Source organism: Amycolatopsis sp. YIM 10, from assembly GCF_009429145.1.
Lineage (GTDB): Bacteria > Actinomycetota > Actinomycetes > Mycobacteriales > Pseudonocardiaceae > Amycolatopsis.
Map to the genome: position 1 here is coordinate 6322551 of NZ_CP045480.1, position 17781 is coordinate 6340331.

At 70.4% G+C, this 17781-nt stretch carries 20 protein-coding genes; 14 read left to right on the forward strand and 6 right to left on the reverse strand.

The features are described 5' to 3' along the window. Positions 1-5 precede the first annotated feature (5 nt). From YIM_RS29795 to YIM_RS29810, 4 genes are all read right to left on the reverse strand, one after another. Positions 6-866: a transketolase gene (locus tag YIM_RS29795; RefSeq protein ID WP_153033496.1), complete on the reverse strand. Its 861-nt coding sequence runs from the start codon at positions 864-866 to the stop codon at positions 6-8. A 52-nt stretch (positions 867-918) separates the two neighbouring features. Further along, the gene (locus YIM_RS29800; protein WP_153033497.1) at positions 919-1599 is read right to left on the reverse strand and encodes a GntR family transcriptional regulator; all 681 of its coding nucleotides are present in this window, start codon (positions 1597-1599) and stop codon (positions 919-921) included. Between the two features lie 143 nt (positions 1600-1742). Further along, the gene (locus YIM_RS29805) at positions 1743-2516 is read right to left on the reverse strand and encodes an SDR family NAD(P)-dependent oxidoreductase (protein WP_153033498.1); all 774 of its coding nucleotides are present in this window, start codon (positions 2514-2516) and stop codon (positions 1743-1745) included. A gap of 28 nt (positions 2517-2544) precedes the next feature. After that, complete coding sequence (locus tag YIM_RS29810) at positions 2545-3366, reverse strand: sugar phosphate isomerase/epimerase (protein ID WP_153033499.1); 822 nt, start codon at positions 3364-3366, stop codon at positions 2545-2547. Positions 3367-3551: 185 nt separating this feature from the next. Here YIM_RS29810 and YIM_RS29815 point away from each other — a divergent pair, with 185 nt between their 5' ends. The 10 genes from YIM_RS29815 to YIM_RS29860 all read left to right on the forward strand — a co-directional run bounded on the left by YIM_RS29815 (position 3552) and on the right by YIM_RS29860 (position 10809). Further along, positions 3552-4898 carry an MFS transporter gene (locus YIM_RS29815; RefSeq protein WP_153033500.1) on the forward strand — a complete coding sequence of 449 codons (1347 nt, stop codon included), beginning with the start codon at positions 3552-3554 and terminating at the stop codon, positions 4896-4898. Between the two features lie 341 nt (positions 4899-5239). Then, entirely contained in the window at positions 5240-5494 is a 255-nt protein-coding gene (gvpO, locus tag YIM_RS29820; protein ID WP_153037325.1) for a gas vesicle protein GvpO, read from the forward strand. A gap of 12 nt (positions 5495-5506) precedes the next feature. Further along, on the forward strand, positions 5507-5821 hold the full coding sequence (locus tag YIM_RS29825; RefSeq protein WP_153033501.1) for a gas vesicle protein: 315 nt from the start codon (positions 5507-5509) through the stop codon (positions 5819-5821). Further along, the gene (locus YIM_RS29830) at positions 5818-6534 is read left to right on the forward strand and encodes a GvpL/GvpF family gas vesicle protein (protein WP_153033502.1); all 717 of its coding nucleotides are present in this window, start codon (positions 5818-5820) and stop codon (positions 6532-6534) included. Before YIM_RS29825 ends, YIM_RS29830 begins: the two co-directional genes overlap by 4 nt. Then, positions 6527-6703: a gas vesicle protein GvpJ gene (gene gvpJ, locus YIM_RS29835; RefSeq protein ID WP_153033503.1), complete on the forward strand. Its 177-nt coding sequence runs from the start codon at positions 6527-6529 to the stop codon at positions 6701-6703. Before YIM_RS29830 ends, gvpJ (YIM_RS29835) begins: the two co-directional genes overlap by 8 nt. Then, complete coding sequence (locus YIM_RS29840) at positions 6700-6942, forward strand: gas vesicle protein K (RefSeq protein ID WP_153033504.1); 243 nt, start codon at positions 6700-6702, stop codon at positions 6940-6942. The genes gvpJ (YIM_RS29835) and YIM_RS29840 overlap by 4 nt, the downstream gene beginning before the upstream one ends. Further along, complete coding sequence (gene gvpJ, locus YIM_RS29845) at positions 6939-7307, forward strand: gas vesicle protein GvpJ (RefSeq protein ID WP_228004089.1); 369 nt, start codon at positions 6939-6941, stop codon at positions 7305-7307. Before YIM_RS29840 ends, gvpJ (YIM_RS29845) begins: the two co-directional genes overlap by 4 nt. Then, positions 7304-7960 carry a GvpL/GvpF family gas vesicle protein gene (locus tag YIM_RS29850; RefSeq protein ID WP_153033505.1) on the forward strand — a complete coding sequence of 219 codons (657 nt, stop codon included), beginning with the start codon at positions 7304-7306 and terminating at the stop codon, positions 7958-7960. Before gvpJ (YIM_RS29845) ends, YIM_RS29850 begins: the two co-directional genes overlap by 4 nt. A gap of 42 nt (positions 7961-8002) precedes the next feature. Further along, a complete protein-coding gene (locus YIM_RS29855) occupies positions 8003-8581 on the forward strand; it encodes a TetR/AcrR family transcriptional regulator (protein WP_228004090.1) in 579 nt (192 codons plus the stop codon). Between the two features lie 11 nt (positions 8582-8592). Further along, on the forward strand, positions 8593-10809 hold the full coding sequence (locus YIM_RS29860; protein ID WP_153033506.1) for a molybdopterin-dependent oxidoreductase: 2217 nt from the start codon (positions 8593-8595) through the stop codon (positions 10807-10809). Between the two features lie 100 nt (positions 10810-10909). Here YIM_RS29860 and YIM_RS29865 read toward each other — a convergent pair whose 3' ends face one another. Next, entirely contained in the window at positions 10910-11545 is a 636-nt protein-coding gene (locus YIM_RS29865; protein WP_153033507.1) for a DsbA family oxidoreductase, read from the reverse strand. Between the two features lie 191 nt (positions 11546-11736). Between YIM_RS29865 and YIM_RS29870 the strand changes: the two genes are divergently transcribed. From YIM_RS29870 to YIM_RS29880, 3 genes are all read left to right on the forward strand, one after another. Then, the gene (locus YIM_RS29870) at positions 11737-12384 is read left to right on the forward strand and encodes a TetR/AcrR family transcriptional regulator (RefSeq protein WP_153033508.1); all 648 of its coding nucleotides are present in this window, start codon (positions 11737-11739) and stop codon (positions 12382-12384) included. A gap of 125 nt (positions 12385-12509) precedes the next feature. After that, positions 12510-13298 carry an SDR family oxidoreductase gene (locus YIM_RS29875; RefSeq protein WP_153033509.1) on the forward strand — a complete coding sequence of 263 codons (789 nt, stop codon included), beginning with the start codon at positions 12510-12512 and terminating at the stop codon, positions 13296-13298. A 22-nt stretch (positions 13299-13320) separates the two neighbouring features. Beyond that, on the forward strand, positions 13321-14034 hold the full coding sequence (locus tag YIM_RS29880; RefSeq protein ID WP_153033510.1) for an SDR family NAD(P)-dependent oxidoreductase: 714 nt from the start codon (positions 13321-13323) through the stop codon (positions 14032-14034). Here YIM_RS29880 and YIM_RS29885 read toward each other — a convergent pair. Then, on the reverse strand, positions 14031-14918 hold the full coding sequence (locus tag YIM_RS29885; protein WP_153033511.1) for a LysR family transcriptional regulator: 888 nt from the start codon (positions 14916-14918) through the stop codon (positions 14031-14033). The genes YIM_RS29880 and YIM_RS29885 overlap by 4 nt on opposite strands. Positions 14919-15086: 168 nt before the next feature. Here YIM_RS29885 and rph point away from each other — a divergent pair, with 168 nt between their 5' ends. Further along, positions 15087-17672 carry a rifamycin-inactivating phosphotransferase gene (gene rph / locus YIM_RS29890; protein WP_228005036.1) on the forward strand — a complete coding sequence of 862 codons (2586 nt, stop codon included), beginning with the start codon at positions 15087-15089 and terminating at the stop codon, positions 17670-17672. Positions 17673-17781: the final 109 nt, after the last annotated feature.

A 17781-nucleotide genomic window follows, 5' to 3' on the forward strand; every position in this document is an offset into this window, starting at 1 on the left:
GGTCGTCACGCGTCCGCTCCTTCGTCCAGCTGCCGACGGCAGATTTCCCACTCGTGCTCGTCGATGCGCATGAAGTGCGCCTTCTCCCTGGTCTCCAGCAACGGCACGCCACGGCCGATTCGGGTGTCGCACAGGATCACCGCGGGCGCGCCGTCGGGACGGGCCCGCTCGGCCACCGCGTCGAAAGCCGCCAGCAGCGCCGGGACGTCGTTGCCGTCCACCCGCTGCGCGAACCAGCCCGCGGCGGCCCACTTGTCGGCGACCGGCTCGGTGCGCAGCACGCCCTCGGTCGGCCCGTCGGCCTGCAGCGCGTTGATGTCCACCAGCGCGGTGAGCAGGCCGAGCCGGTGGTGCGCCGCGCCCATCGCGGCTTCCCAGGTCGAGCCCTCGTCCAGCTCGCCGTCGGAGAGGAAGTTGACCACCCGTGCCGAGGAACCACGCAGCCGCAGGCCGAGCGCCATGCCGACGGCGACCGTCAGCCCGTGGCCGAGCGATCCGCCGGAGATCTCCATGCCGGGCGTGTAGGTCGCCATGCCGGACATCGGCAGGCGCGACGAGTCGGCGCCGTAGGTCGCCAGCTCATCGACCGGCACGATCCCGGCCTCGGCCAGCGCCGCGTACAGCCCGATCGCGTAGTGCCCGGTGGACAGCAGGAACCGGTCCCGCTCCGGCCACTCCGGGGCGTCCGGGCGGAGGCGGAGCTGGTCGCGGTAGACGGTGGCGAGCAGGTCGGCCGCGCCGAGCGCCTGCCCGACGTAGCCCTGGCCCTGCGCCTCGCCCATGTCCAGGATGTGGTGCCGCATGCGGTGGGCCGCCGCGGCGACGCGGTCGGCACGGGTGGCCGACGGCGCGATCGATGCAGTCATGATGGCGTCGCTTTCGTGGCCCGGGCGCGCGCCCGGGAGTGGGATTTCCGGCTCAGTCGCCGGTGAGGTCGATGCGCGGGCGGGTGCGCACGGTGCCGAAGAGCAGGGCCTGCGCGGTGGCGACCATGTGCTCGGAGATCACGCTCTGGGTCTTGACCGGGTCACCGGACTCGATGGCGGTGACGATCTCCAGGTGCCGCCCGGGATTCATGTTGGACAGCGCGCGTTCCAGGCCGCGGTACATGATGCACATGCGGATCGGCCCTTCGAGCAGCTTCCACGAGCGCACCAGCGCGTCGTTGTCGCTCAGCTCGCACAGCAGCTCGTGGAAGGCGAGGTCGGCCTCGATCTGGGCCTCCAGCGACACCTTCGCCGCGCGCGCCATCTTCTCGACCGCGCCGCGGAGCTGACGGCAGTGCTCCTCGCGGTAGTAGCTGGCCGCCAGCGTCTCGCCGGCCAGCGCCTCCAGCGCCGCCCGGACGGTGAAGGTGTTGATGATGTCCTTCTCGCTGATCGACCGGACCGTGACGCGGCCGCGTTCGCCGTAGGTGACCAGGCCTTCCTGCTGCAGCTGGCGGAACGCCTCGCGAAGGGTGCCGCGGCTGATGCCGAGCCGCTCGGCTACCTGCACCTCGCCGAGGTGGCTGCCGGGCGGGAACTCGCCGGTGGTGATGGCCTGGCGCAGCGTGTCGACAGCCATCTGCCGCAGGTTGCGGCTGGGCTCCTTCTCCACGCGCGGCCTCCCCTGGCTGCTCGTCAACACCGCTCGTACTCGCTGGTCGACTCTACCTTCGCCGCGCTCGCCTGCCGCTCGTCCTCGGCGAGGCGTTCCCGGTACTTCATCATGTCCCTCCCCGGTGATCGTTTCGTCCATCCTCAGTGGAGGAACGAGCCACCGTTGATGTCGATGGTCGTGCCCTGCAGGTAAGCGGCGTCTTCGCTGGTGAGCCACGCGATCACGCCGGCCACGTCGGCGACGGTGCCCTGGCGGCCCAGCGGGACACCGCGGACGATCGCCGCCTCCAGCTCGTCGGTGGTCCCGACCCGGATGTCGGTGTCCACCGCGCCCGGCGCGACGGCGTTGACGGTGACCCCGGCGTCGCCAAGCTCGCGGGCGAGCGCCTTGGTGAAACCGAGGATGGCGGCCTTGGCCGAGCTGTACGGGGTGCGGCCGAAAACACCGCCGCCCTGCTGGGCGGAAACCGACGACATGTTCACGATCCGGCCCCAGCCCGCCTCGATCAGGTCGGGCAGGAACGCCTTGGTGACCAGGTAGGTGCCGGTCGCGTTGACCGCCATCACCTTGTTCCACAGCTCGAGCGTGGTCTCCAGGAACGGCACCGGCGAGGTGATCCCGGCGATGTTGACCACCGCGCCGACCACGGGCAGTCGCCCGGCGTCGACCTCGGACCGCACGGCCCGGTAGGCGGTGAGCACGGACGGCTCGTCGGCCACGTCGACCCCGTGGGCGAACGCCGGGGCGCCGGTCTCCTCGGCGATCTCGCGGGCGACCTCATGCGCGGCGGGCTCGTCGAGATCGAGCACGGCCACCGCCCAGCCGTCGCGGGCGAGGCGGGCGGCGGTGGCCTTGCCGATTCCACGCGGGGCGCCCGCCCCGGTGATCACGGCCGTGCGCTGGATGTCGGACATGGGCGTCGTCTCCTTGGTTCTCGGGGTTTCACAGGCCGGCGATGTAGGCCGCGGCCCGCACCGCGGCCGCCGGTCGTTCGTGGTCGGCGACGTCCCGCGTCTCCAATTCCAGCGAGCACCGGCCCTGGTAGCCGGTGTCGCGGAGCGCGGCGAAGGTGGCCGGGAAGTCGACCACGCCGTTGCCGATGCTGTGGTTGATCCGGCCCGCTTTGGCGTCACGCAGGTGGACGTGGGCGACGCGGCCCGCGAACCGCTCGGCGTAGGCCGCCGGATCGCCACCGGAGGCGACGATGTGGCTGGTGTCCAGCACCAGGCCGATCGCCGGGTCGAGCCGGTCGGCGAGCCGCGCGGCCAGGTCGGGGTTCCAGCACAGGCGGAAGTAGTGCGGAGCCTCGACCCAGACCGCGACCCCGTGCTCCGCCGCGGCTTTCCCGGCCAGGCGCAGCTGGTCCGCGACGAGGTCCAAATCGGACTCCAGATCCACGATCGGCTCGTGCGAGAGCGCACCGCACGGCAGGACCAGCGCGTCCGCGCCGCAGGCCGCGGCCAGTTCGAGCAGCCGCCGGAGGTGGGTTTCGCGGTCGCGGCGTTCCAGCTCGGCCAGCGGCCGGTTGAGATCGCCGATGTCGCCGTTGACCGAGCGGACCCGCAAGCCCGAGGCAGCGACGCGGGCGGCGACCTCGCGCACGGCGTCGTCGGTCAGGTCGTACGGGACGTGATCGCAGACTCCCGGCAGCGCGCCGAGATCGATCTCGCCGAAACCGCACTCCCCGATGACCGCCAGCGCCGCCGCGAGCGGCAGGTGCCGGAAGGTGATCGTCGAGCAGCCCGGCCAGCCGGTTCGTTCCATGGTCGCCAATGTTAACAGAGAACTGTCGACAGACAAGACTTCACCGAGTATCCCAGCTACAACTGGATATTGTCCGACATCCACTGTTGACAGAGGCGACCCATGGCCCCACGATGGCCAGCATTGTTAACAGGAAGGCGGCGCGACATGGAGTCGTGACCGCCCCTGGCAGAAAGGCAATCGACATGCGCAACGAAGCGCTCACCCTGCGCGGCCCCGTGCACGGCACCGCCGACGCGCGCCGGGTCGCCTGGGGCTCCACCGCGGGAGCCGTGATCGAGAGCTACGACTTCATCGGCTTCGGCACCGCGGCGGCGCTCTACTTCGGACCCGCGTTCTTCCCGCAGGCGTCACCGGTCGTCGGCACGCTGTCGGCCTTCGCGACACTCGGCGTCGGATTCGTCGCCCGGCCGATCGGCGGCATCATCGGCGGCCACCTCGGTGACAAGATCGGCCGGAAGCCGGTGCTGGTCGCGTCGCTGATCGTGATGGGGCTGGCCACCTTCGCGATCGGCCTGCTGCCCACCTACGCCACGGCGGGCGTGCTCGCCCCCGCGCTGCTGGTCACCGTGCGGATCATCCAGGGCGTGGCCTACGGCGCCGAGTGGGGCGGCGCGATCCTGATGACCTACGAGCACGCGCCGTGGCGGCGCAAGGGCGCGTTCACCGGCGTCGTGCAGGCGGGGTTCCCGATCGGGCTGCTGCTGGCCAACCTGGTGTTCCTGGTGTCGGTGAACCTGTCCGGCGACTGGGCGTGGCGGGTGCCGTTCCTGGCCAGCCTGATCCTGGTGATCGTCGGGCTGGTGGTGCGCGCGAAGGTGCCCGAGTCGCCGGTGTTCGAGGACGTGCGCGACCGCGGCGACATCGTGAAGGCGCCGATCGCGCATGTGCTGCGTGAGGACTGGCGCAACGTGCTGCGCGGCATCGGGCTGCGGATCGCCGAGACGGCGGGTTACGCGGTGGCCATCACGTACATGATCTCCTACCTGAAGTCCGAAGAACTGGCCACCAGCGGTGAAACGATCATGGCCCTGTGCGTCGCGTCGGCGATCGGCGTCGGCGCGACCATCGCCTGGGGCGCGCTGACCGACCGCATCGGGCGCCGCCCGATCTACCTGTGGGTCACGCTGTTCGCCGCGATCTGGGCGATCCCGATGTTCCTGCTGGTCAACACCGCTTCGGTGATCGCCGTGGTGATCACCATCGTGATCTCCTACGCGGTGTGCCAGAACGCGCTCGCCGGTGCGCAGGGCGCGTGGTTCCCGGAGTTGTTCCAGGCCCGGACGCGGTCCTCGGGTGCCTCGCTGGCCTACCAGATCTCGGCGATGATCTCCGGCGTCACGCCGTTCGTGACCACCCTGCTGTTCCTGTGGCTCGGCTGGCTCGGGCCGGCGCTGCTGTTCCTGGCGTACTCGGTGCTGGGCCTGGTGACGGCACTGGTGACCCGCGAGACGTGGGGCGCGCGGGAACGCGCGGCCGCCGCTCAGGCCACAGTGGACACTCCGCTGCCGGAACCATCGCGCGCGGGCTGACCGCCACGGCGAACCGGGCAACCGCCGCCGCCCAACTGTGGACCCCGTGACCGTAATGCCGGAATAGGCGCGTTCCACGCCAGCCGCGTCACAGAATTTCCCCGACGAATTTTCCTGGGGCTCGTTGGCGGGGTCGCGCTTCGCCCGGCCGCAGTGCTCGGCTGCGCTGATCCGCCTACCGGCCACGGTGGACGGTACATTGCGCCCGCCGGTGTCGCACCCCTCGCCGATACCGTGCCCCGTAACGAATTTCCCCCGGGTTCGATCTCGCCGCTGAGATGGGAAGTTCTTCGCACCAGCCACCGCACCCGCCTGCCGGCTCCCCGGAGCCGGCGGTGCCGATGACGGCCGCGCACGCGATCCGGGCCGCGGTCACCCAGTTCCACACGCTGACCAGCCGGGAGCCGGACGGCGTCACCGGGGTGCGGAAAACACCGGAGGGCGGCTGGTCCGTCCTCGTCGACGTGGTCGAGCTGGAACGGATCCCGGCGACCACCACGGTGATGGCCACCTACCGGGTCGACGTCGACCCGGCAGGTGAGCTGCTCGCCTGCGAGCGGCTGCGCCGCTACACCCGAGGCACCACCGACCTGTGAGGTTAATCCACTGTGGACGGTAGCTCGAACTCGCTGGCCGACGTGCTGGAACGGGTACTGGACAAGGGGATCGTGATCGTCGGTGACATCTCCGTCAGCGTGGTCGACATCGAGCTGCTCACGCTGAAGCTCCGCCTGTTCATCGCCTCCGCGCAGACCGCCAAGGAGATGGGGATGGACTGGTGGACCGGCGACCCGTTCTTCGCACCCGGCAGAAGCGTCGAAACCGGACAGCCACCGGCTCAAGCACTGGAGGAGCAGAACACCTTGCTGCGTAACAGGGTTTTCGAACTCGAACAGGCGCTGGAGAAGGAGCCCCGGCGATGACCATCGGCCTGTGCGCCTACGCGATCACCCGGGACACCGCCTCGCCACCGGCCGAAACCCGGCTCATCACCCACCGCGGTCTCGGCCTCGTGGCGGCGGAGACGGACCTGGCGCCGTTCGCCGATCTCGACACCGATCCGGCGGCCTGGGTGGCCGAACCCGCCGAGAACGATCCGCTGGTGGTACTGGCGCGGCGGCACGACGCCGTGGTGCGGGCGGTGTTCGAGCACCAGCCGGTGCTGCCGTTCCGGTTCGGCACGGTCCTGCGTGACCAGGAGGCCGCGGTCCGGCTGCTGACCGATCGCCACGACCCGGTCGGCGACGCGCTCGACCGGGTGACAGGGCACCGCGAGTGGGGTGTGCGCGCCCGGGCCGCAGTCCAATCCGGTGAGAAAAGATCCGGGGACGGTCTGTCCGGGACGGCGTACCTCGCCATGCGCCGCCGCCGGCTGATCGACGCCGAACGCACCCGGCGGCTCGGCGCGGACGCGGCCACGGCGTTGCACGATGCGCTGGTGCGCCTGGCATCGGACTGCGCCCCGCGCGCCAAGCGCTCCCCCGGACTGCTGCTCGACGCCGCGTACCTCGTGCACACCGGCCGGGAAACCGCGTTCCACGACGAAATCGAGCGGAGGCGCGGCGAGGTGCTCGTGGACATCACCGGCCCGTGGCCGCCGTACTCGTTCGCCAGGCTGGCGGCCGCCCATGCCTGACGAGCACCTCCTCAGCCCGACCGCCGAAGGCCTGGTCGATCTGCTGGACCGGGTGATCGACCGGGGCGCGGTGGTCAGCGGCGACGTGATCATCTCGCTGGCCGGCATCGATCTGATCCGGCTCGACCTGAGGCTGCTGCTCTGCTCGATCGACGAGGCGCTGCGGTGACCTCGCCACGGCGGATCGACGCCGGGCGCGGGCTCGGCCAAGTGGTCCTCGCCGTCCTGGAGATCCTGCGCGACCTGCTGGAACGGCAGGCGCTGCGCCGGGTCGACAACGGTTCGCTGTCACCGGAGGAGGTGGAACGACTCGGCCAGGCGCTGATCGCGCTGGACCGCCAATTCGCCGAACTGCGCGAGGCCATCACCGCAACCGAACCCGACCGCGAAAGGAACATCCCATCGTGAGCGCACCGATCGTCCCGGCCACCGGCGGCGGCCTGGCCGAGGCACTGAACATCCTGCTGGACAAGGGACTGGTGATCGACGCGACGATCCGGGTCACGGTGATCGGGATCGAGCTGCTGACCATCGAGGTCCGTATCGTGCTGGCCAGCGTGGACACCTACATCCGCTACCTGGAGGCGATGCAGCGGCTGGAGGTGCAGCGCCGCGCGCTGAACAGCGGGACGAGCCCGGTCCCGGCGCCCGTTCCGGCGTTCGCCAGCCAGGGCCTGGCGGGTACCTACGGGCTGCTCACCACGCCGATGCCGGTGAGCACGCCCGTTCCTCCGGCCGCGTCGGCGATCCCCACCGGCCAAGACGAGCCGTGAGGCTCACCCTGCACGGTGTGGTGCGAGCGGGTCATCCGACCGAACACCGGCTCGTCACGTGGGAGGACCTGGCGATGGTGGTCAGCGAGACGGCACCGGATCCCTTGGGCCACCTGGAAATGCTGTCCGGCCTGGTGCCGTACGGGCCGGTGGTGCCGTTGCGGTTCGGCACCAGCGCGGTGGACGAGGACGCCGTGCGGGCCGAAGTGCTCGCCCGCTCCGCCGCGCGCCTGCGCGGTCACCTCGACCGGCTGGGCGGCGTCGCCGAACTCCACGCCTACCTGCGGTTCGACGAGGAGGCCGCGTTGCGCGCGGTGCACGAGGAGAACCCCGGCCTGCGACTGGGCGACGGTCTCGATCTGGGCGCCCGCATCAGGACCGGGGAGCGGATCGCGCAGCTCCTGGCCTCCTGGCGCCATGCCAGGGCCCGTGTCCTGCTGGAGCCGGTTTCGGCACTGGCCAGGGCCGAAGCGTCCCTGCCGGACGCCGAACCGACCACCGAACGCCGTGCCTTCCTCGTGCCACTCGACAAGATCGACACCGCCCGCAAGCTCATCACCGCTCTCGACGGTGAATGCGTGGCTCCCCTGCCCGCCTTCACCTTCCTCACCGAACCCACCGAGCCCGCCCCGGCGTCACGATGGGGCTGGTGAACTACTAGCCAGTAACTATGGAACATGTCATACTCCTGATTCATGAGCGGTCGGGACCGGCGCGGCACGAAGCAGCGAATGCTGGACAGCGCCGTGCTGCTGTTGCGGGAGCGCGGCGCCGCCGGGGTGACGGTCGACGCGGTGCTGGAGCGCAGCGGGGCACCACGCGGGTCCGTGTACCACCACTTCCCCGGCGGCCGGAACGAGCTGGTCCTCGGCGCGGTCCGGCAGGCCGGTGACTACATCGCCGCCATGGTCGACAGTTCGCGGGCCGAAGGGGACGCCCAGCAGACGCTGGAACACCTCGTCCGGTTCTGGAAGCGGGCGCTGACCAAAACCGACTACCGGGCGGGCTGCCCGGTGGTCGCGATGGCCGTGGACAGCCGCGAGCACCTTCCCGACGCGGCCGAGCTGGTGCGGGAGATCTTCGCGCGCTGGCAGGCGAGCCTGGCCGAGGTGCTGGCCGCCGGTGGTTTCCCGGCGGAGCGGGCGCAACGGCTGGCGACACTGGTGGTCTCGGCGATCGAGGGTGCGGTCATCCTCTGCCGGGCACACCGCGACCTGGGCCCGCTCGACGACGTCCTCGCCGAGATCGGCCCCCTGCTCGACCGGACCCGGTAGGAGTATGTCCAATGTGGAAACCCAACGCGTGCATCCTCTGCGAGTGCAACTGCGGCATCGAGATCCTGGTCGGTGACGACGGGTCGTTCGAGAAGATCCGCGGCGACAAGCAGCACCCGGCTTCGGCGGGTTACACCTGCAACAAGGCGCTTCGCCTCGACCTGTACCAGAACGGCAGCACCGGCAGGCTGACCAGCCCGCTGCGCCGCCGCGCCGACGGCACCTTCGAGGAAATCGGCTGGGACACCGCGATCAGCGAGATCGCGGCCCGGTTGGGCGAGGTGCGCGATACCTTCGGCGGCGAGACGATCTTCTACTACGGCGGTGGCGGCCAGGGCAACCACCTCGGCGGGTCCTACTCCCCCGCCACGCTCAGCGCGTTCGGCGCCCGTTACCGCTCGTCCGCGCTGGCGCAGGAGAAGACCGGCGAGTTCTGGGTGAGCGCGCGCATGCTCGGCCACATCACCCGCGCGGACTTCGAGCACTGCGAGGTCGCGCTGTTCATCGGCAAGAACCCCTACCAGTCCCATGGTTTCCCACGGGCCCGCGCGGTGCTCAAGGAGATCGCGAAGGACCCGGCCCGGTCGATGATCGTGATCGACCCGGTGCGGACCGACACCGCGGACCTGGCCGACTTCCACCTCCAGGTCCGCCCCGGCACCGACCTCTACCTGCTGACCGCGCTGGCCGCGGTGCTCGTCCAGGAGAACCTGATCGCCGCGGACTGGCTCGCCGAGCACGCGGACGGCCTGGCCGCGGTCACCTCGGTCCTCGAAGAAGTGCCGGTCGGCGAGTACTGCGTCATCGCGGGTGTCGAGGAGAGCCGGGTGCGGGAAACCGCGGCGCGGATCGCCGCCGCCGAGTCGGTCGCCGTGTTCGAGGACCTCGGTGTGCAGATGAACCGCGACTCCACGCTGGTGAGCTACGTCGAGAAGCTGATCTGGCTGCTCACCGGCAACTTCGGCAAGCGCGGCGCGCAGTACGTGCCGTCCAGCCTGGTACCGCTCGGCCGTGACCGGGGCCGGGCCGACGGCCCGCGCAGCCCGGTCGCCGGCGCGCGGATCATCAGCGGTCTGGTGCCCTGCAACGTGATCGCCGAGGAAATCCTCACCGATCATCCTGCCCGCTACCGCGCGATGCTGATCGAGAGCGCGAACCCGGCGCATTCGCTGGCCGACTCGGCGCGGATGCGGGAGGCGTTGCGGGCGCTGGAACTCGTGGTCGTCATCGACATCGCGATGACCGAAACCGCGCGGCTGGCCGACTACGTGCTGCCCGCGCCGACGCAGTTCGAGAAGTTCGAGGCCACGTTCTTCAACTTCGACTTCCCGCGCAATGTGTTCCACCTGCGGCACCCTGTGGTGCCGGCGCCCGAAGGCGTGCTGTCCGAGCCGGAGATCCACGCCAGGCTCGTCGAAGCGGCAGGCGTGCTTTCCGACGAGGACTACGCGCCGTTGCGTGAGGCCGCGTCTCGCGGGCGCGCGGAATTCGCCCAGGCGTTTCTCGCGCTGATGGCCGATCCGGCGAAGCGGCGGCTCGCGCCGGTGCTGTTGTACCGGACGCTGGGCCCGACCCTGCCGCACGACGCCGCGGCCGCGGCCGTGTTGTGGATGGCCGCGCACGAATGCGCGCGCAAGAACCCGGCAGGTGTCGAGAAGGCCGGGTACGGCTCCGGATTCGAAGCGGGCGAACGGCTTTTCGCCGCGATCATCGACAGCCCGCACGGCATCGAGTTCACCGACGACGACCAGGACGCGTCGTGGCAGCGCCTGCCGAGGCCGCGGGTCCAGCTCGATGTGCCCGAACTGCTCGCCGCGGTGGCGGCACTGCGGGACCGGCCCGAGCCGCGGCCGGATCCGGACTGGCCGTTCGTGTTGTCCGCCGGGGAGCGGCGCGCGTTCACCGCCAACACGATCATGCGCGACCCGAGCTGGCGACGGCGTGATCCGGACGGCCGCCTGCGCATGAGCGTCACCGACGCCGCGCGACTGGGAGTCGAGGCCGGCGACCACGTCCGGCTGACCACCCGTCGCGGCAGCACCGAGGTGCCGGTGGACCCCACCGACGCCATGCAGCCCGGCCACATCTCGCTGCCGAACGGCCTCGGCCTGACGGTGCGGGAACGCACGGGCGTCGCGCCGAACGAACTCACCGCCGCCGAAGACCGCGACGAATGGGCCGGTACGCCCTGGCACAAGCACGTACCAGCCCGGCTCGAAGCCCTGTAGGTCGTTGTTTTGACAGCGTTTGCGTGGCGGTGCGGGTAGCGGTGCCAGCTGACGGCCCACCGCAAGCGGCTCCGCCGCTTACAAACAAACACCGCCTGATTCAGGACGCCACTGTGGACGATGCCTTGCGGAGGACGTCGAGAATGGCGTCGGCCGGCTGGGCGCCGGAGATGCCGTAGGCGCGGTCGATGACGTAGAACGGCACGCCGCGCGCACCGAGCGCGTGGGCGTCGGCGATGTCGGCCCGGACGTCCTCGGCGAAGTCGTCGCCGTCCAGCACGGCCCTGGCCTCCTCGGCGGGCAGGCCGACCTCGGTGGCCAGGCGGACGAGCGTGTCCGTGTGGTCGACGGCTTCCCCCTCGGTCAGCGCGGCGCGCAGCAGCCGCTCGTGCATCGCGTTGCCCAGCTCACGGGTAGCGGCGAAATGGGCGAGGCGGTGCGCGTCGAAAGTGTTGGCGGTGAGGGCTTTGTCCAGCTGGTAGGTCAGCCCTTCCTCAGCGGCCAGGCCGGTGACGCGGTCGTTCATCGCCGCGGCCTCGGCCGGGCTCACGCCGTACTTGCGCGAGAGCATCTCGACGGTGGGAACGTTCTCGCCGCGGGTCTGGGTGGGGTCGAGCTGGAAGCTGCGCCAGACCACCTCGGCGGTGCCCTCGTAGCTCGCGAGCGCCTTCTCCAGCCGCCGCTGGCCGATGTAGCACCACGGGCAGACGATGTCGGACCAGACTTCGATCTTCACCAAGCTCTCCTTCAGCAACCGGAGCCGTCGATGCCGCAGACGTCACCGTCGTCGGCCTCGATCATCACCAGCTCGGTCTGCTCTTCCGTGTCGCCCATCGGACCAACCACCTATCTTGACCCATGCCCCAAGTTCTACCGTGGCAGCGTAGCACTAAACTTGAGACCAGAGTCAAGTTAGCCGGAGGTCCGATGGCACAGGCCGAACTACGCGCCGACGCACGCCGCAACGTGGAAAAGCTCAAGGCCGCGGCCGTGGAGGTCTTCCGCGAGAAGGGATTGCACGCGCCGCTGGCGGAGATCACCGAGCGGGCCGGGGTGAGCAAGGGCACGGTGTACCACCGGTTCGGCTCGCGCGAGGGGTTGATCGACGCGGTCATGCCCGACCTCGCCGTCTCCGCGCTGGGTGAGGTGGCGGAACGGGCGCTGGCCTGCGAGGACGCGTGGGAGGGCTTCGCCGGGTACGTCGAGGACGTCTCCCGCATCCAGGCCTGCGACCCCGCGCTCAACGACGTGATCTCCCGCCGGTACGCCGCCGAGCAGCTCGCCGTGGTCTGCCGGGTCACCGAGGAACGGGAACGCGAAATCATCGAGCGGGCGCAGAAAGCCGGCGCACTGCGCGCCGATTTCACCCGGGAGGACATGATCTTCGTATTTTGGTCGAACGCCATGCTGGTGCGGCACACCGCCGACACCGCCCCCGACGCGTGGCGGCGCAGCATCGGCTTCCTCCTCGACGGCCTGCGCGCCGACGCCGCCCACCCGCTCTCCGCCGACCCACTGACCCGCACCCAGGTGGACGACGTCATGCGCCAGCTCGGCGAGTCGGGACCGCTCTGACGCTAGCGCTCAACCGTGGGTTGCCATAGGCGTTTCCTATAGGGTCTGCTGACATTTCGTCTTTGCCTTCCACTCTTTTCCGGCCGTACCGTGAAACAGCTTCACGAAATCGAAAGGAAAAAGGGATGACCACGCTCGAAAACGGCTCGTCGACGCGCGAACTCGCGGGAAAGCGGGCCTTGGTCACGGGTGGTTCCCGCGGCATCGGGGCGGCCGTGGTGCGTCAGCTCCTGGACGCGGGCGCCGAGGTGCTCACCACCGCCAGGTCGGCGACGAACACGGTTCCGGAGGGGGCCGCCTTCGTGCCCGCCGACGTGCGGACGAGGGCCGGCGCGGAGGCGCTCGCGGCGGCCGCGCGGGAGAAGCTCGGCGGGGTGGACATCCTGGTCCACAACGCGGGCGGGGCACGGCCACACGAAGGCAGCTCCGCCATTCCCGACGAGGAATGGCAGGACGCGCTGGACCTGAACTACCTGGCTTCGGTACGACTGGACTCGTTGCTGGCACCGGAAATGCGGGAACGTCGTTCGGGAACGATCGTGCACATTTCCTCGGCCGCGGTCCTCACCCCGGAAGTACCACCGTTCCTGCACTACGTGGCGGCGAAGGCGGCACTGGAGACCTACAGCCGCGGGCTGGCCGCGGAGCTGGCGCCGTTCGGCGTCCGGGTCAACGCCGTGGCTCCCGGCCGCGTCGCCACCCCCGGCGGTGAGGCGACGCGCGAGCAGTGGGCGGAGGTGGCCGAGCGCATGGGCGTGGCACCGGACCAGAGCGACGGCCCCACCGTGCCGCTGGGCCGCGACGGCCACCCCGACGACATCGCCAACGCGGTGCTGTTCCTCGTTTCCAGCCGGGCGAGCTGGCTGACCGGGCGCAATCTCATCGTCGACGGCGGCGAATTCCCCATGGGCTGAAACTCCCGAAAGGAAACACCAAATGGAATTGCGGGGCAAAACCGCATTGGTCACCGGCGGCACTTCCGGTATCGGCCGGGCGACCGCCCGGTTGCTGGCCCGCGCGGGCGCCGAAGTGGTCATCACCGGACGCGACCGCCAGCGCGGCGAGAACGCCGTGGCGGAGGACGGCCTGGCCCGATTCGTCCCAGCCGACCTGTCCGAACCGGACTCGGTCGCCGAGTTGGGCCGCCGGAGCGGTCCGGTCGACATCCTGGTCAACAACGCGGGCGCCTTCCCCACCTCGCTCACCGTCGACCAGAGCGTGGCGGACTACGAGCGGATCTTCGACACCAACGTGCGCGGTGCCTACTTCCTGGTCGCCGCGCTCGTGCCGCACATGCTCGAGAAAGGAGAAGGCTCCATCGTCAACGTCACCTCGCTCGCGGCGCACCGGGGCTTTCCCGGCGCCTCCGTCTACAGCGCGTCCAAGGCGGCGCTGGCGGCGCTGACCCGCACCTGGGCGACGGAGTTCGCCGAAGGCGGCGTCCGGGTCAACAGTGTCGCTCCCGGCCCCACCCGCACCGAAGGCGTGCTGGCCGACGGTGGCAACGAGGGCATCGCCAAGGACCTGGGGCTCGCGCGGACGGCCGGCCCGACAGAGATCGCGGAGGCGATCTGCTTCCTCGTTTCTCCTCGTGCCAGCTACGTCAACGGCACTACGTTCCACGTCGACGCAGGTGGCGCGGTCTTCTAACCGGCCAGTGCGGCGGAGCCGTGCCAGGTCTGCCGCAGGAGTTCGAGCAGTGCCGCCTCCGCCGGGCCCGGACGCTGCCGGATCACGGCGACGACGGGCTGGGAAACGGCCGGAAGCAACGGACGCACCAAGTGCTCGTAACCGTGGGGCACCACGGAAGCCGGGACCAGCGTCACGCCCAGACCGTGGGCGGCCCACCGCACGGCCGTCGCGGTCTGGGACACGCGGGCGGCCGTGGTGGGGGTCAGCTCGTTGTCCCGCAGCACGGCCAGCAGCACGCCGTCGAGTGCGCTGTCGCGGTCGAACCGCACCCACGGCTCCCCCGCCAGTTCACGCAGGGCGACCCGTTCCGCGTCGAGCAGCCGATGGCCGGCGCCCAGCACCACGACGAACTCTTCGTCGCCGAGGTGGTGGGCGTCGGCCGGGGTCTGCTCGCACGAGGCCATCAGGGCGAGGTCCAGCACGTTCCGGCGGCCCAGGCGTTCCATCTCGACGGAACTCGGCTCCTCGAAGACGGTGACCTCCAGCCGCGGGAAGCGGCGGCGCAGCACCCCCAGCGCACGCGGCAGCTGCGGCGTGCCGAAGCCCATCTGCACCGCGACCACCAGCTCGCCCACCAGCTCGTCGGCACCGGCCCGCGCCGTCGCCCTCGCCCGCCGCGACGCGCTCACCGCGACCTCCGCCTCCCGCAGGAACGCGCGGCCGACCGCGGTCGGCACCAGCCCGGTCGGCGTGCGGTCGAACAAGCGCACGCCGAGTTCACGCTCCAGTCCGCGGATCTGCTGGGACACCGACGGCTGCGCCACGTGCAGCACCTCCGCCGCGGCTGTCACCGATCCCTCTTCGGCCACGGCCAGGGCGTATTCGTACTGACGAAGGCTCATGGCCGCTACAACCCGGGAGGTGCCGCGTTTACTCCACGGTGCGCCGGTACTCCGGCCTCCCCTTTCAGGTTATAGCAGATTCCGGCGCCTCATGAGGCGCGCGAATCTGCTCCATACTGCCCGTCGCGAACCTGAACGACGAACGATGGGGACACGGAATTGCACTACGTGCTGGGCTTCGAGCAGATCGACCGGACCAACCTCGCGGAGGTCGGCGGCAAGGGGGCGCATCTCGGAGAACTCTCCCGGATCGACGGCGTCCGCGTCCCGGACGGCTTCTGCGTGACGACCGACGCCTACCGGCGGATCATCGCCTCGGTGCCGTCGATCGATGAGCGCCTCGACCGGCTGGCCAACCTGAAGCCGGACGACCACACCGGGATCGGCGCACTGAGCGCCGAGGTCCGCGAGATCATCGAGAACGTCACGATGCCCGACGAGCTGGTGACGGCGATCACCGAGTCGCTCGCCCGGCTCGGCGAGCGGACACCCTGCGCGGTGCGGTCCAGCGCCACGGCCGAGGACCTGCCGACCGCGTCCTTCGCCGGGCAGCAGGACTCCTACCTGAACGTGGTGGGCGCGGACGAGGTCCTGCGGCACGTCCGGCGGTGCTGGGCCTCGCTGTTCACCGATCGCGCGGTGACCTACCGGCTGCACAACGGGTTCGGCCACCGGGACGTCCTGATGGCCGTGGTCGTGCAGCGGATGGTGTTCCCGGAAGTGGCCGGGATCCTGTTCACCGCGGACCCGGTGACGTCGAACCGCAAGGTCGCCACCGTGGAAGCCGGCTGGGGGCTCGGGGAGGCACTGGTCTCCGGCCTCGTGAATGCCGACGTCTACACCGTCAGCGACAACGAGGTCGTCACCAAGGCGATCGCCGTGAAACGACTCGCCGTCCACGCGTCGCCGGACGGCGGCACCCGGGACGCGCCGATCGAGCCGGAGCGCCAGTCGGAGCCGACGCTGACCGAGGCGCAGGCCGTGGCACTGGTGCGGCTGGGCCGACACCTCGAAGCGCACTTCGGGCGGCCGCAGGACGTCGAGTGGTGCCTGGCCGGCGACGAGTTCCACATCGTCCAGAGCCGCCCGATCACCACCCTGTTCCCCATTCCCGAGTCCGGGGACCAGGACAACCACGTCTACGTCTCGGTCGGCCACCAGCAGATGATGACCGACGCGATGAAGCCGCTGGGGCTGTCACTGTGGCGGCTGACGACCCCGCGCCAGGTGCACGAAGCCGGCGGGCGGATGTTCGTCGACGTCGCTCCTGATCTGGCGACGCCCAAGGGCCGCGCCAGAATCCTGGGCGCCTTCGGCGACGCCGACCCGCTGGTCGTCGACGCCCTGCGGACCGTGCTCGACCGCGGTGACTTCATCCCCTCGCTCCCGGACGAGAGCGGCGGGCCCGCCGGTGCCCCGCCCGCCGCCATCGAGACCGATCCGGCCGTGGTCACCGAGCTGATCGCGCAGACCCAGGAGTCCGTGGCCACCCTGCGGCGCGAGATCGAGCCGCTGTCCGGGACGGCGTTGATCGACTTCATCCTGGCCGACCTCGCGGAGCTGAAGCGGATCCTGTTCAGCCCGCGGAGCAGCCAGGTGATCATGGCGGTGATGACCACGACCAGCTGGCTCAACAGGAACCTCGCGGAGTGGCTGGGCGAGAAGAACGCGGTCGACGTCCTTTCGCAGTCCGTGCCGCACAACGTCACCTCGGAGATGGGGCTGGCGCTGCTCGACGTCGCGGACACGATCCGGCCGCACGCGGACGTCGTGGCGTTCCTTCAGCAGGTGGTGGACGAAGGCCGCGAGGACTTCCTGGAGGAACTGGCCGGGCTCGACGGCGGACGCGCGGCCCGGGACGCCATCCAGGGTTACCTCGACGAGTACGGCATGCGGTGCGCGGGCGAGATCGACATCACCAGGACACGCTGGAGCGAGCGCCCGGCCATGCTCGTGCCGGTGATTCTCGGCAACGTCAGGAACTTCGAGCCGGGCGCCGGGAAGCACCGATTCGAGCAGGGACTCCAAGAGGCGCAACGGAAAGAGGAGGACGTGCTGACGCGGCTGCGCGCCCTGCCCGACGGCGAGGGCAAGGCCGAGGAGACCAAGCGGATGATCGACCGGCTCCGCACCTTCGCCGGATTCCGGGAGTACCCCAAGTACGGCATGATAAACCGCTACTTCCTCTACAAGCAGGCATTGCTGCGGGAGGCCGACCGCCTCGTCCGGTCCGGTGTCCTGCGCACCCGCGACGACGTCTTTTACCTGCGGCTCCAGGAGTTCCACGAGGTCGTGCGCACGAACGAGGTGGACGCCGAACTCGTTCTGGAGCGGCGACGGGCGTTCCAGACGTACGCGGCGCTCACGCCGCCCCGGGTCATCACGTCGGACGGTGAGGCCCTCACCGGCGAGTACCGGCGCGACGACGTCCCGGACGGTGCGCTGCCCGGACTGCCGGTCTCGGGCGGGACCGTCGAAGGCCGGGCGCGGGTCGTCGTGGACATGTCGCGGGCCGAACTCGAGTCGGGCGACATCCTGGTCACCGCCTACACCGATCCCAGCTGGACGCCCCTGTTCGTGGCGATCGCGGGACTGGTGACCGAAGTCGGCGGGCTGATGACCCACGGCGCGGTGATCGCCAGGGAGTACGGCCTGCCCGCCGTCGTCGGCGTGGACCAGGCCACCCGGCTGATCGAGGACGGGCAGCGGATCCGCGTCCACGGCACCGACGGGTACGTGGAGATCCTGGGCTGACAAAAAGAGGACAGAACCGGGTCCGCCGATTGCGGTTCGGTGTCAGCGGGCCGAAGTTCCGGTGAAGGCCTTGACGGCGGTGCCGCCAAGGCCCTACCACTGCGGTGGC

What these genes read in the sequence shown, in the direction of transcription:
- YIM_RS29815 (WP_153033500.1), top strand. Translation starts at nt 3,552, where the DNA reads ATGCGCAACGAAGCGCTCACCCTGCGCGGCCCCGTGCACGGCACCGCC.
- YIM_RS29855 (WP_228004090.1), top strand. Translation starts at nt 8,003, where the DNA reads ATGAGCGGTCGGGACCGGCGCGGCACGAAGCAGCGAATGCTGGACAGC.
- YIM_RS29880 (WP_153033510.1), top strand. Translation starts at nt 13,321, where the DNA reads ATGGAATTGCGGGGCAAAACCGCATTGGTCACCGGCGGCACTTCCGGT.
- YIM_RS29860 (WP_153033506.1), top strand. Translation starts at nt 8,593, where the DNA reads ATGTGGAAACCCAACGCGTGCATCCTCTGCGAGTGCAACTGCGGCATC.
- YIM_RS29830 (WP_153033502.1), top strand. Translation starts at nt 5,818, where the DNA reads ATGACCATCGGCCTGTGCGCCTACGCGATCACCCGGGACACCGCCTCG.
- gvpO (WP_153037325.1), top strand. Translation starts at nt 5,240, where the DNA reads ATGACGGCCGCGCACGCGATCCGGGCCGCGGTCACCCAGTTCCACACG.
- YIM_RS29810 (WP_153033499.1), bottom strand. Translation starts at nt 3,366, where the DNA reads ATGGAACGAACCGGCTGGCCGGGCTGCTCGACGATCACCTTCCGGCAC.
- gvpJ (WP_153033503.1), top strand. Translation starts at nt 6,527, where the DNA reads ATGCCTGACGAGCACCTCCTCAGCCCGACCGCCGAAGGCCTGGTCGAT.
- YIM_RS29870 (WP_153033508.1), top strand. Translation starts at nt 11,737, where the DNA reads ATGGCACAGGCCGAACTACGCGCCGACGCACGCCGCAACGTGGAAAAG.
- YIM_RS29885 (WP_153033511.1), bottom strand. Translation starts at nt 14,918, where the DNA reads ATGAGCCTTCGTCAGTACGAATACGCCCTGGCCGTGGCCGAAGAGGGA.
- YIM_RS29875 (WP_153033509.1), top strand. Translation starts at nt 12,510, where the DNA reads ATGACCACGCTCGAAAACGGCTCGTCGACGCGCGAACTCGCGGGAAAG.
- YIM_RS29795 (WP_153033496.1), bottom strand. Translation starts at nt 866, where the DNA reads ATGACTGCATCGATCGCGCCGTCGGCCACCCGTGCCGACCGCGTCGCC.
- YIM_RS29805 (WP_153033498.1), bottom strand. Translation starts at nt 2,516, where the DNA reads ATGTCCGACATCCAGCGCACGGCCGTGATCACCGGGGCGGGCGCCCCG.